This window comes from Clostridium intestinale (assembly GCF_035905475.1).
Classification (GTDB): Bacteria; Bacillota; Clostridia; order Clostridiales; family Clostridiaceae; genus Clostridium_T; species Clostridium_T intestinale.
Genome location: NZ_CP121166.1, coordinates 1,773,046 through 1,786,869, shown reverse-complemented (window position 1 = coordinate 1,786,869; position 13,824 = coordinate 1,773,046). Strand labels below are relative to the sequence as shown.

Sequence of the window (13,824 nt, the reverse complement as noted above, 5' to 3'; positions counted from 1 at the left end):
TAAATGGTTATAGATAGTATTAAAGATTATTTTAATCATGAATTAGATAATTATTTTAAAGGTAAAGAGGGATTTAATAAAATAATATATGAAGCTCAAGATTATAGCTTAAGAATAGGTGGAAAAAGAGTTAGACCTACGTTATGTTTTTTAACATATTCTTTATATGAGGAAGATTACAAAAAAGTTCTACCTCTAAGCTTAGCTCTTGAGATGATACATACCTATTCGTTAATACACGATGATCTTCCAGCCATGGACAATGATGATTTAAGAAGAGGTAAACCTACAAATCACAAAGTTTTTGGTGAGGCAATAGCTATATTAGCAGGAGATTCTTTATTAAATGAAGCATTTAATATATTAATAGACTTTTCTATAAAAAACGGAGAAAAAGCATTATTAGCTACTAAAGAAATAACTAATGCATCAGGCGCTGAAGGAATGGTAGGCGGCCAAATAGTTGATATAATAAACGAAGGTAAAGTAATACAAGAAGAAGAATTATTATATATGCACAGTAAAAAAACTGGGGAATTAATTAAAGCTTCAATCCTATCTGGTGCCATATACGGAGGAGCTTCAAATGAAGAATTATCCAAATTAAAAAGGTTTGGAGAAAATTTAGGGTTAGCCTTTCAAATCAAAGATGATATACTTGATGTAGTAGGAAACACTAATAAACTTGGGAAAAATGTAAAAAGCGATGAAAACAATAATAAAACTAATTTTATTACTATGTATGGATTGGAATATTGTAATAAGAAGTGTATAGAGCTTACAGATGAATGTTTGGAAATACTAAATTCATTAAATAAAGATGTAAAATCATTAAAAGCTCTAACATTAGAACTTTTAAATAGAGAAAATTAATTTGAAGGATGATAATATGGGTAAATTTTTAGATGAAATAAATGAACCTAAGGATGTAAAAGTATTAAATGAATCTCAGTTAGAAGTATTATCTAGTGAAATAAGAGAATTTTTGATAGATAAGGTGTCAAAAACAGGAGGACATTTAGCCTCAAATCTAGGTGTAGTTGAGCTTACATTAAGTTTATTTAAAAATTTTGATTTTGAAGAAGATAAGCTTATTTGGGATGTAGGACATCAATCTTACGTACATAAAATTTTAACTGGTAGAAAAGAAAAATTTGATAAGTTAAGAACTTTTGATGGACTTAGTGGTTTTCCTAAAAGAGGAGAAAGTATATATGATTCTTTTGATACAGGACATTCTTCTACTTCAATTTCAGCAGCGTTAGGAATGGCAAGAGCTAGGGATGTTTTAGGTAAAAAGAATAAAGTTGTAGCAGTAATTGGAGATGGTGCTCTTACTGGTGGAATGGCATTAGAAGCATTAAATGATGCTGGAGATAACAAAACAGATATAATTGTAATTATTAATGATAATGGCATGAGTATAGATAAAAATGTAGGTGGCTTATCATCGTATTTAAGTAAGCTGCGTTTGGAGCCAAGTTATAACAAATTAAAAAATGAGATAAATGATACTCTTAAAAGTTTTGAGATTGGTAAAAATATAGCTGTATCTTTAAGTAAAATCAAAGATAGTGTAAAACAATTGGTTGTACCATCAATGCTTTTTGAAGATATGGGATGGAAGTATCTAGGCCCTATAGATGGACATGATTTGAAAGAATTAAATTCTGTTATATCTAAGGCTAAAGAATTAAATACTCCAGTAATTATACATACAATAACTAAAAAAGGTAAAGGATATGAATTTGCCGAAAGAAATCCAAATAAATATCATGGTGTTTCTCCTTTTAATTCAATAAATGGGGAAATAAAGGGTTCAAAGGAAATTACATATTCTAAAGCGTTTTCAAATGCTATGGTAAGGCTTTCAGAAGAGAGAGAAGATATTGTAGCAATAACAGCAGCAATGCCTGATGGTACAGGATTAAAAGAATACTCTAGATTATTTCCAAAAAGATTTTTTGATGTTGGAATAGCTGAACAACATGCAGTTACATTAGCTGCTGGAATGGCAGCGGAAGGATTAAAACCGGTTTTTGCCGTATACTCAACTTTTTTACAAAGAGCATATGATCAAGTTTTGCATGATGTTTGCATTCAAAAATTACCTGTAATATTTGCTATTGATAGAGCAGGTTTAGTTGGTGAAGATGGAGAAACACATCAAGGCATATTTGATATCTCATATCTATCTCACATCCCTAACATGACTATAATGGCTCCTAAGTGTACTGGTGAGTTATATAATATGCTAAAATGGTCAATAAATCAAAATACACCTATAGCTATTAGATACCCTAGAGGTGGGGATGAAAGTAATAATTTAAAACCACTAAAGGAAGTTGTTTTGGGTAAATGGGAGATAATTGATAATGGAGAAAAAGTAGCTATAATCTCAACAGGTAAAATGGTGACTAATTCATTAAATGCTAAAAGGTTATTATTAGAGGATAACATAAACCCTATGATAATAAATGCAACATTTATTAAACCGATAGACTATGAGCTTATAGATTACCTTATTAAAAATAATTATAAAATAATTACTATTGAAGATAATATTTTAAAGGGCGGTTTAGGTGATTCTGTTCTTTATTATTTAAATAAATGTAACTATAAAAAAAGCGTTATTCAACTAGGATATGAAGATGAGTTTGTAGAGCATGGAGATGTAAAGACTTTATATAAAATTAATAAACTAGACGCAAAAGGAATTAGAGATAAAGTTATAGAAATTATAGATTAATTAAAGGAGTTAACTATGGCGGAAGCTAAAGAAAGATTAGATGTTTTATTGGTAGAACAAGGTTTTTTTGAATCAAGAGAAAAAGCTAAAGCTCAAATAATGTCAGGGAACATATTTGTAGATGGTCAAAGAGTAGATAAATGTGGAGAAAAAATAAAGATAACTTCATCTATTGAATTTAAAGGGCAAAAAATTCCCTATGTAAGTAGAGGGGGATTTAAACTAGAAAAAGCCATAAAAGAGTTTGAAATTGAGTTGAAAGATAAAGTATGTTTAGATATAGGAGCTTCTACAGGTGGCTTTACGGACTGTATGCTTCAAAATGGCGCTAAAAAGGTATTCTCAATTGATGTTGGGTATGGTCAATTTGCGTGGAAGTTAAGAACTGATCCTAGAGTAGTATGTATGGAGAGAACCAATATAAGATATGTTACTGAAGAACAATTGGGTGAGCAGGCTGATTTTGCATCTATAGATGTTTCATTTATATCAATCAATAAAATAATGCCAGCTGTATTATCATTAATAAAAGAATCAGGGGAAGTTGTGTCTCTAATAAAACCACAGTTTGAAGCTGGAAGAGAAAAAGTTGGTAAAAAAGGTGTGGTAAGAGAAAAAAGTACTCATATCGAAGTAATAAATAAAATAGTTGAAAATTTAATAAAAGAAAATATAAATATATTAGATTTAAGTTTTTCTCCAATTAAGGGGCCAGAAGGCAATATGGAGTTTTTAATATATTTTACTAAAGATTTAAGTAGAGAAACTAATTTTAAAATGCAAATGATAGATGAAGTAGTTAATAAAGCACATGAAAGTCTATAATAATTTTAAGATTGGAGAATATATGGATAAGATATCAGTATTAATTAATCCTTCAAAAGACAAAGGTGGAGAGATCTTAAGAGTTGTTTTAGGGAAGTTAGAAGATGCATTTTCTGATTGTGAAATATCTGTAGTTTATAATTGCGAAGATATAGCAGAGTCTATAGAAAAAGACATTGATTTATTAATAGTCTTAGGTGGAGATGGAACATTAATTGGAGCCTCTAGAAGATTAAACGGACATATTAATTGTCCTATATTTGGTATAAATATAGGGAATTTAGGATTTTTAACGTCAGCAGATATAGAAGATTTGGATAAGGTGATTTTAGATCTAAAAAAGGGAGATTACTTTATACAAGAAAGAATGATGTTAGAAGGAATTGTAATAAATGAAGGTGTTAAAAAGAAAAATGTTGCATTAAATGATTTTGTAATAGCTAGAGGAACCTTATCACGTATGAGTAAGTTTACTATATATGTTGATGATAAAGAATTTACATCTATTAAAGGAGATGGAATAATCATATCTTCACCTACTGGCTCCTCAGCATACTCTTTTTCAGCTGGAGGTCCTTTAATCTATCCAACTTTAGATGTTATTCTCTTAACGCCTATTTGTCCTCACACTAAAAATATGCAGACAATGGTTTTAGAAGGTAAATCAAATATAAAAATAATAAGTGAAAGTTATGAGGAAGAGGTATACTTATCTATAGATGGTCAAAAAGCAGTAAAATTAGATAAAAAAGATGTAGTAGAAATAAGTAAAGCACAAAATAGCTGCAAAATTTTATTACTTAATGACTATGATTACTTTAAAGTAATTAGGACAAAACTTTTTAACTCTAATATTGATTGTGAAGGTGATTATGATGAAATCTAAAAGACATGATGAAATACTACAAATAATTAAGGATAAAGATATTGAAACTCAGGAAGAGCTTGCAGAAGAATTAAAAAGCTCTGGATTTGATGTTACGCAAGCAACAGTATCTAGAGATATAAAATTATTAAAGCTTATAAAGGCTCAAGGAAAGTCGGGTAAATATAAATACACTCTTCCAGCAGCAGATAAATATAATATTTCCGATAAACTAACATCAATACTAAAAAATTCAATATTACATGTTGAGAATGTAGATAAATTTGTGGTTGTAAAAACTATTTCTGGATCTGCAGCAGCTGCAGCTGAGGCTTTAGATACTTTGGACTTAGATGATATAGCTGGAACTATAGCAGGAGACAATACATTTTTTATATTGGTTAGAAGAATAGAAAAAGCAGAAGAAATTGTAAGTAAACTTAGGAAGATGATAAATGAATAGAGTGTATAAGGTGGGTTAAAATGTTATTACAATTAAATATAAAAAATTTCGCATTAATAGAAGAGATGACTGTGGATTTTTATGAAGGATTCAACATCTTATCTGGAGAAACTGGTGCTGGAAAATCTATTTTAATTGAAGCAATTAACTATGTTTTAGGCGGGAAAGTAGGAAGAGACATAATAAGAACCGGAACTTTCAAAGCCTATGTAGAGGCTGTATTTTCGGTTAATAGCAAAAATATAAATGACATATTGAGAAATTTAGATATAGATGTTGAGGATGTTATCATAATCTCTAGAGAAACTTTTTTAAATGGTAGAAGTAATATAAAAATAAATGGGAAAAGTATTACTATTACTATTTTAAGAAAAATTACTGAGAGACTTGTAGATATACATGGACAACATGAAAATCAAAATTTATTAGATAAAAATAAACATATAAATTATTTAGATAGTTTTGGAGAAAAAAGTTTAAGAGATTTATTAGAAGAATATAGATTGGTAAGAGAAAATCTATTATCTGTACGAAATAAAATTAAGGAACTAAATGGTTCAGAAGATAAAGAAAAGTTTGTAGATTATCTTAAATTTCAAATAAAAGATATAGAAGATGGGAACTTGAAGCTAGGAGAAGAAGAACAGCTTAGAGAAAGATTCGAATTATTATCTAATTCAGAAAAGATACTTAGCGCCTTAAATAAATCCTACGTTTTATTAAAAGATTCTAATACTGAAGGAACTATAATAGACAATCTTTCTAATGTTGTTGCGTACCTAGAATCAATTGAGAATACTGTTTCAGAGATTAAAGAATTAAACAGTAGTCTTAATGAAACCTTTTATATTTTAGAAGAAGCTGCTAGAGAAATAAATAGACTATTAAATTCAATAAATTATGATGAATTTGAATTAGCTGAAATAAATGAAAGATTATATAAAATTTCTAACTATAAAAAGAAGTATTCATCTAATAATCAGAGTGTAGAAGAGGTTTTGGAGTATTATGAGAAGATTAAATCTCAGTATGATGAAATAGTTAATTCAGAAGAGATAATCAATAAATTAAAAAATGAGGAAGATAAGATAATTATCTCTCTTAATAATATTTGTAGAAAAATTAGAGAAGAAAGAATAAAAGTAAGTACATATCTTCAAGATAAGATAATGAATGAATTAAGATATTTAGGACTCGAGAAGTGTACTTTTAAAATTTCTATAGATGAAGACTCAGATTTTAATAACAATGGAAAAGATAAGGTTTTATTTGTAGTATCCACGAATATAGGAGAACCTTTAAGAGCTTTAGATAATATAGTTTCTGGAGGAGAATTATCAAGAATAATGTTAGCACTAAAAACAGTATTTGTAGATAAAGATAATATAGAAACTGTTATATTCGATGAAATTGATACAGGAATAAGTGGAAGAGTAGCTCAATCTGTTGGAGAAAAAATCTTTGAAATATCAACTAAACATCAGGTTATATGTATAACTCATTTACCACAAATCGCATGCCTATCAGACACTCATTATTTTGTTTCTAAAGAAGAAAGAGAAGGTAAAACTCTTTCTAAAATAAAAATATTAAGCGAAGAGGAAAAAGCAAAAGAAATTGCCTTAATGGTAGGTGGAGCTAGGATAACAGATGTTACATTAGAAAATTCTAAAGAGATGATAAAATTAGCAAATGTAATTAAAGAAAATATAAAAATATTAGAGAATAAAAATAGAAAAAATAGCCAAAATAAAATCGATAAGTAAAATCGGTTTTATTTTTTTGTTTTAAAGAAAAATAAAGGTATATTATTAAAATTATTGTCTATAATAACAAAGTTATTACAGGATATTGTAAAGTATACACGGGCAATTTAAAGATAGAGGCGAAAGGAGGAGAAAAAATGAAAAATAGAAAAATAAAAATTACTGCTTTAATTTTAACTCCCCTAATACTTCTATTTTTATTAGGAATAACTGTACCAAATAAAACTCCAAAGTATATATATACATCTACAGGAGAAATAGGTGATTATAAATTAACCAGTTCACCTATATACTCTAAAAAAGTTGAATCAAACAAGTTAAATATAAATCTTTTTGGTTTGATTACAGTAAAAAGTGTAGATATTAAAAATGTTAAAGATTTGGAGGTATATCCTGGAGGAACGCCAGTTGGCATAAAATTATCATCTAAAGGAGTTTTGGTAGTAGGATATTCAGACATACAGATAGAAGATAAAAAGATTTCATCTCCAGCAAAAGAAATAGGTATAGAAATAGGTGATTTAATATTAAAAATCAATAATGAGGATGTTGAAGATTCTCAGGATTTAGTTAGAAAAGTAAGTAGTAGTAAAACTGATGAAATTAAGATTGAAGTATCAAAAAATGGTAAAAGTGAAATTAAAACACTTAATAGAATCAAAGCTACTACAGACGGTAAATACAAGATAGGATTATGGGTGAGAGACTCTACAGCAGGAGTAGGAACATTAACTTTTTCGCATAAAGAAACAGGATATTATGGAGCATTAGGGCATGCTATAATTGATGGAGATACTAATTCATTAATTACAGTAAAAAAAGGGGATTTAGTAAAGTCTTCAATAATAAATGTTAGAAAAAGTGAAAAAGGATCTCCAGGAGAACTAAGAGGAATTTTCTTAGACGAAGAATCTCCATTAGGCTTAATATCACAAAACACATATTGTGGTATTTTTGGGAAACTTAATGAGAATTATCAATCAAAAAGTAATCCCATGAAAGTTGGTTTTAGGGATGAAATAAAAGAAGGAAAAGCACAAATATTAACTACTGTTGATGAAAATGGACCACAATATTATGACATTAAAATAACCAAATTACTTGCACAGGATGAAGCTGGACCTAAAAGTATGGTTATCGAAGTAACAGACCCAAAACTATTAGATAAAACAGGTGGTATAGTTCAAGGTATGAGTGGTTCACCAATAATACAAAATGGAAAAATAGTAGGTGCAGTAACGCATGTTTTGATAAATAACCCTAAGGTTGGATATGGTATATATATAGAGTGGATGTTAAAAGATGCGCAGATCATTAAATAATTCAAAAACCTCTCAATTATTTGAGAGGTTTTTGTAATATTTTTATAAAAAATATTAAAATTTTACTCTTATGTGTTATAATCTATTTATAAATAAAAGAGATAAAAGATTTTTTTTATTTTTTATACCAAATTAGAAGGAATTGGTGTGGATTTGTCGAATAGAAATAATGTAAAATTATGGTACAAAGTGAAGGGGAGAAGATTATGCAAAATTCAAAAATATCAGTTTTAATAGCAGATGACAACAAAGAATTCTGTAACATTCTTAATGATTATCTTTTAAATCAAAGGGATATAATAGTTACGGGTATAGCGAAAGATGGAATTGAAGCATTAAAATTGATTGAAGAAAAACAGCCCGATTTAGTTGTTTTAGATATAATAATGCCTCATTTAGATGGTCTTGGAGTTTTAGAAAGATTAGGTTCTATGAATCTTGATCCTATGCCAAGAATTATAGTATTAAGTGCAGTAGGACAAGATAAAATTACTCAAAGAGCTATAAGTTTAGGTGCAGATTATTATGTAGTAAAACCATTTGACATGGATGTATTTACTAAGAGAATAAGACAAATGTTCAATAATACTATTTCTGCAGAAGGAGTAAAAAAATCAATTCCGTTAATTGAAACACCAGAAATTAAGGTAGAAAATAAAAGAGAACCTATTGATTTAGAAACTGAAATAACTAATATCATACACGAAATAGGAGTTCCAGCACATATTAAAGGCTATATGTATTTAAGAGAAGCTATAACAATGGTTGTTAATGATATGGAATTATTATCAGCTGTAACTAAAGAATTATATCCATCTATAGCTAAGAAGTTCAATACAACTGCATCAAGAGTTGAAAGAGCAATTAGACATGCTATAGAAGTAGCTTGGGGAAGAGGTCAAGTAGAAGCAATCAATAAGTTATTTGGGTATACTATACACAATGATAAAGGCAAGCCAACAAATTCTGAATTTATAGCTATGGTAGCTGATAAATTAAGGCTTAAAAATAAAGTCAGTTGAAAGAGATAAGTACCAAGAGAATCAATGGCTAAGAGGAATATGAAAAAAATTACAATTATATTTTTTAAGGCAACTAATATGTTTTTATACCAACTAACTTTTTTAAAAGGTTAAAACAAACCTTCTATATTCATTGGGTGTGAATATAGGAGGTTTTTTCATGCAAAAAATAAAAGAATTTGAACTAGACTATGCTATTTAGGAATTTATGATTCACTGTAAAAAGAAAGATTTAAGAAGAAAAAGTTACTAGAGTACTCTTAGGTTATTTGCAAGATATTTAAAAGACTGAGGTATCATAACTATAAATAAAATAGTTTTTCAACTGGGCGACAACAGAAGATAGAATAATTAAAAAAACCAATTTCTACATGGGGAACGTTTAAAAATATATTTACAAAGTATCTTAAATCTTCAATGTATTAAACGAGGATTAATCCTAAAAACTTTAAAGAAAACAATATATTCTACTTGTCTAAAATCCTCAGAACTGATAGTAGTTTAATATAGTATTTAGATAATAAAATTAGAGAGATATATACTATATTGATGAATTTATTGAGAATATAAAACTTATTAGATAACAAGTAAAAATACAATACTAGATGAAAAAAAGAAGATGCTACTTGTGTACAAAGCATCTTCTTTTTTATGAACTACATATATATTTTCTCCTTATTCAACTCCTTTTGATATAATTGATGTATTATAGATTGCATTGATTAGTTTAAATATTATTTTTGGGTTTATAACTTAATTAGTTTTCAATATTTGTTAAAAATGAAAAAAGTTTTTTGTTTGTATACTTATTTAATTAATAGTTCAAATTAACAGATAATTAAGAATGCAATAAGTGACGACTACCAATTTGAAATTCATAAGCATGTTTAACTACTTTGATATGGTTCATATTCAATTGCCCATTTTTCTAAAGCTTCTAATACTGGCAAAAATTTCACACCTAACTCCGTTAATGAATATTCTACTTTAGGCGGAACTTCTTTATATACTTCTCTGTGAATGAGCTTGTATGCTTCTAACATTCGAAGCTCTTTCGTTAGATTTGCCTGTGTCACGTGTGGCATTTTCCTACTGAGTTCTCCAAATCTCAAAGTACCCTGGCTCAAGAAAAATACGATAACCATGGTCCATTTACCACGTATTATCTTCTGTATGCTTGCTACAGGACAATTTTCTATATTATCATCTTCATACTTTCTTTCCATACTATACCTCATTACTATCACATTTAATAGTATCTATCAAATATTATTGTACTTGTTAATAATTATTATACATAGTATTATTCAAATGTAAAGACAAATTGAATTGGAGGTGATTATATGAAAGTTATAATATTTGGTGCATCAGGTGGCATCGGAAAATTTGCCGTACAACATGCCCTAGAAAAAGGTTATGAAGTAAAAGCATTCCTTCGTAATCCATCAAAATTGACAATCAAACATGAAAATCTAACCACTGTACAAGGTGAAATTAATAATTATAACGATATAAAAGATGCTATATTCGATTGTGATGCTGTCATTTGGTGCGTTGGTATCCCTATGAAAAGATATAAACATATGGATTCTCTTGAAGGTCATAAGAACCTTTTTAAAGCTATGAATGAATATGGTATTAAACGTATTATTGATTGGTCTACCCCAAGCGTTCGTTTTAAAAAAGATAAAAAGTCCTTTATCACTGTTGTTCCAGGATTCCTAGCAGGAATGTTATTTCCAATGGCTAAAAGAGAACTAATTTATATCGCAGATATTATTACCGCATCTAATCTGAACTGGACAATTGTTCGCTTTATAGCTCCAAAAGACACATCATTTGCCAATAACGTTAAAGTAGGATTCGGTGAAACAAAAATGAGTTTTAATATTTCAAGAGAAGATATTGGTGCTTTTATGGTAGAACAATTGAACAACAAAACCTATGAATATTCAATGCCAATTATAGGTAGTTAAATAAAGGAGCTGCCTTAAAAGCAAAATAATAGAACGTTATTTGATTGAAATATTAATAAATCTGCCGAAACGCCAGACTTTCAAATAATATAAATAATTTTGACAACAGTTGTTGTTTAGTAGAATTAAAATATGATAAGAATAAAGGAGTGTTTAACTATGAAAATAGAAATTTGGTCTGATTTTGCTTGCCCATTTTGTTATATGGGCAAAAGCAACTTTGAAAAAGGATTAGAGCAATTTGAACATAAAGAAGAGGTAGAAGTCGTATTTCGTAGTTTTCAATTAGATCCATATGCGAAAAAAAATACAGGAATGAATATCCATCAAGTATCATCTTCAAAGCATGGTATCTCATATGAAAAAGCAAAAGAGCGTAACAACGAACTTAAACAAAAAGCGAAAGAGGTTGGGTTAGATTATCAATTTGATACAATGATTTATACGAATTCATATGACGCACTTCGCCTTTCTTATTATGCAAAAGAGAATGGGAAGATGCGAGAGTTTATGGAGCGTATTATGAAAGCTCACTTTACTGATTCACTAGATATCGGTGACCATGCAACACTTGCCCAACTTGCAAGTGAGATAGGTCTTGATGAAAACGAAGCTTTGGATGTTTTAGCAAATGATAAATATAGCGATAATATTGCAGATGATAGAGCGGAGGGATTGAAAATCGGCATTCAGGGTGTCCCATTTTTCATTGTAAATGACAAATATGCCATCTCGGGAGCACAGTCTAGTGAAACTTTTTTAGAGTTATTACGACACACATGGAAAGAAGATTATAAAATCACTAAGACTAAAGAGCATATAGCCGACTCATCATCTGATAAGAATTGTTCTGACGGAACATGTAAATTAATTTAATTCAATATAATTTTTATGTTACTGAAAACTTATTAAAAGCCATTCTTTAATAAGTTTTCATTCGTTAACTTGTTTTTTCGTGTAATTATTTATACGGGTATTTCACTTATTAACCCAAGACTTGATGTCTGCTTTTGACTTCTGGAGACTTTTCCTATTGGATTGAGGAGTTAAACCTAGGAGATGATGAATAATTAGTTATGTTTAATTACTGTGGGGGAGTTGATATTTAGATGTCAAAGTAATATAAACAATAAGGAAATTTTATTTTAACTAAAATATGAGATGTTAACTTGTAAATGGTTGGACCTAGGTCAATATCCTGGACACATTTTAATTCTCAAATTGTCATTCTAAAAAGATCTTCTTTCATTTGCGGAGTTATATAACCGATAGAACCATGAATTCTTTTACGGTTATACCATGATTCAATAAAAGTAAATAAATCTAATTTTGCACTTTCATAATCATAATATTGAACATTGTTAACTTGTTCTTTCTTTAAAATGGAATGAAAAGACTCGATACAAGCATTATCATAGGGGCATGCTTTTCTACTATTTGAGGCTTTCATTCCATATTTTTTTAGTCTATTAATAAACTCTGTACTTGTGTATTGAACTCCAAGATCAGAGTGGAAAATAAGCGATTCAGTTGGCTTCTGGATTTTATATGCATTATCTAAAGCAGCTATTACTACAGAAGAATCCATAGTCTTTGAAAATGAGTAGCCAACTATCTTTCTCGTATACAAGTCCATAATAGAAGCTAAGTAGCACCAGCCGTCCTTTAATGTATGAATATAAGTTATATCTCCTACCCATTTTTCATTTAGTTTGGTAGTTTTAAAGTCCTGTTTTAGTAAATTTACTCGTTCTAACACTTTTATGCTAGACTTTACTGGTCTAAATTTTTTAACTACTATAGAACGAATATTTAACTCTTTCATCAATCTCTGAACTCGCTTGATACTTATATAAATGCCTGATTGTTCAAGAGCCTTTTGTATTTTAGGAGCACCATATCTACATTTATTTTCGTTATAAATTTTAAGTATTTTTTCTCTCAATACTATCTTTTCCGATTCCCTACGGGACGGAGTATGGTGATGAGATTGGTAGTAAGTACTTTTAGGCATATTCAGCAATTTACACATAAGCCTTACTGGATAAATTTCATGATTATCATCAATAAATTTAATTATATCTCTTGGTCCTTTGAGAATATGGCGATAGCTTTTTTGGCTAAAGCCCGCCATTGGTGTAGTATTTCGTTCTCCAATGCAATTCGTTCATTTTCTTTTTTAATCTTAGAATTTCATCCTTATCTTCTTTGGATGTTTCTTTATGTTGCTTTGTTACTTTTACTACAGGCTTTGAAGAGATTTTTTGCTTTGGATTAATTTTGTTAACCCAGTTATTAACTGATGTATAAGTTACGCCATATTCTTCACATATTTCTTTAATTGGTTTTCCAGTTTCATAAACTTCAACAATCATTTTTTTAAAATCATCGGTATATCTTTTTGATGTTTCTCTCATGTGAACACACTCCTAACTTAATAATTATAGTTTAATATTTTTAATTATTTTGTGTCCACAATTTTATACTAGCACCAGGTTGTTGTTCAAAATATAAAAAATAAAAAGCCCCAACTTAATGGGGCTAGTTTTCCGTACTAGAAGATTATCCTAATATGCCTATAAAAAGAACTTAAAAACTAATATATTATATGTTGGGAATGGGTTAATTGATACTATAAAAAAGCCAACAAATATTTTAATATAGTTATGCATATAAAAAAGTAAGATAATATAATGGACAAGTAAATACATGCGTGTAGATTTCATTACTCATAATCAAGTGTTTTATATACTCACTAGTATTAAAACACTAAGAGGATGAATTTAAAGCAAATTAACGTATTTAATAACCTTTAAGTATATAGAAAATGAAACTC

11 protein-coding genes and 1 pseudogene are annotated in these 13,824 nt (G+C 28.8%); 10 read left to right on the top strand and 2 right to left on the bottom strand.

The genetic code is table 11. The annotated features are described in order from the left end of the window. The first annotated feature begins 3 nt into the window (after positions 1-3). The 8 genes from P8F83_RS09200 to spo0A all read left to right on the top strand — a co-directional run bounded on the left by P8F83_RS09200 (position 4) and on the right by spo0A (position 9,012). Positions 4-873, top strand: coding sequence for a polyprenyl synthetase family protein (locus tag P8F83_RS09200; RefSeq protein WP_326514369.1), 870 nt, complete (start codon positions 4-6; stop codon positions 871-873). 16 nt (positions 874-889) lie between these two features. Then, positions 890-2,749, top strand: a complete 1,860-nt coding sequence (gene dxs, locus P8F83_RS09195; RefSeq protein ID WP_326514368.1) for a 1-deoxy-D-xylulose-5-phosphate synthase — start codon at positions 890-892, stop codon at positions 2,747-2,749. Between the two features lie 15 nt (positions 2,750-2,764). Further along, a complete protein-coding gene (locus P8F83_RS09190) occupies positions 2,765-3,574 on the top strand; it encodes a TlyA family RNA methyltransferase (protein ID WP_326514367.1) in 810 nt (269 codons plus the stop codon). A gap of 22 nt (positions 3,575-3,596) precedes the next feature. Next, positions 3,597-4,460, top strand: coding sequence for an NAD(+)/NADH kinase (locus P8F83_RS09185; protein WP_326514366.1), 864 nt, complete (start codon positions 3,597-3,599; stop codon positions 4,458-4,460). Continuing rightward, positions 4,450-4,902 carry an arginine repressor gene (locus P8F83_RS09180; RefSeq protein ID WP_021801460.1) on the top strand — a complete coding sequence of 151 codons (453 nt, stop codon included), beginning with the start codon at positions 4,450-4,452 and terminating at the stop codon, positions 4,900-4,902. The genes P8F83_RS09185 and P8F83_RS09180 overlap by 11 nt, the downstream gene beginning before the upstream one ends. A gap of 20 nt (positions 4,903-4,922) precedes the next feature. Continuing rightward, positions 4,923-6,668 (top strand): DNA repair protein RecN, encoded by a 1,746-nt coding sequence (gene recN / locus P8F83_RS09175; protein WP_326514365.1) that lies wholly within the window; start codon positions 4,923-4,925, stop codon positions 6,666-6,668. Between the two features lie 137 nt (positions 6,669-6,805). Beyond that, positions 6,806-7,990, top strand: coding sequence for a SpoIVB peptidase (spoIVB, locus tag P8F83_RS09170; protein ID WP_326514364.1), 1,185 nt, complete (start codon positions 6,806-6,808; stop codon positions 7,988-7,990). 206 nt (positions 7,991-8,196) lie between these two features. Continuing rightward, on the top strand, positions 8,197-9,012 hold the full coding sequence (spo0A, locus tag P8F83_RS09165) for a sporulation transcription factor Spo0A (protein ID WP_021801463.1): 816 nt from the start codon (positions 8,197-8,199) through the stop codon (positions 9,010-9,012). An 887-nt stretch (positions 9,013-9,899) separates the two neighbouring features. Here the strand turns inward: spo0A and P8F83_RS09160 are convergent. Then, positions 9,900-10,238: a winged helix-turn-helix transcriptional regulator gene (locus P8F83_RS09160; RefSeq protein WP_326514363.1), complete on the bottom strand. Its 339-nt coding sequence runs from the start codon at positions 10,236-10,238 to the stop codon at positions 9,900-9,902. Between the two features lie 117 nt (positions 10,239-10,355). Between P8F83_RS09160 and P8F83_RS09155 the strand changes: the two genes are divergently transcribed. Together P8F83_RS09155 and P8F83_RS09150 are read left to right on the top strand one after the other, a co-directional pair. Beyond that, on the top strand, positions 10,356-10,988 hold the full coding sequence (locus tag P8F83_RS09155; RefSeq protein ID WP_326514362.1) for an NAD(P)-dependent oxidoreductase: 633 nt from the start codon (positions 10,356-10,358) through the stop codon (positions 10,986-10,988). A 159-nt stretch (positions 10,989-11,147) separates the two neighbouring features. Beyond that, on the top strand, positions 11,148-11,864 hold the full coding sequence (locus P8F83_RS09150) for a DsbA family oxidoreductase (RefSeq protein ID WP_326514361.1): 717 nt from the start codon (positions 11,148-11,150) through the stop codon (positions 11,862-11,864). 340 nt (positions 11,865-12,204) lie between these two features. Here P8F83_RS09150 and P8F83_RS09145 read toward each other — a convergent pair. Beyond that, positions 12,205-13,405: pseudogene (locus tag P8F83_RS09145) on the bottom strand (IS3 family transposase). Positions 13,406-13,824: the final 419 nt, after the last annotated feature.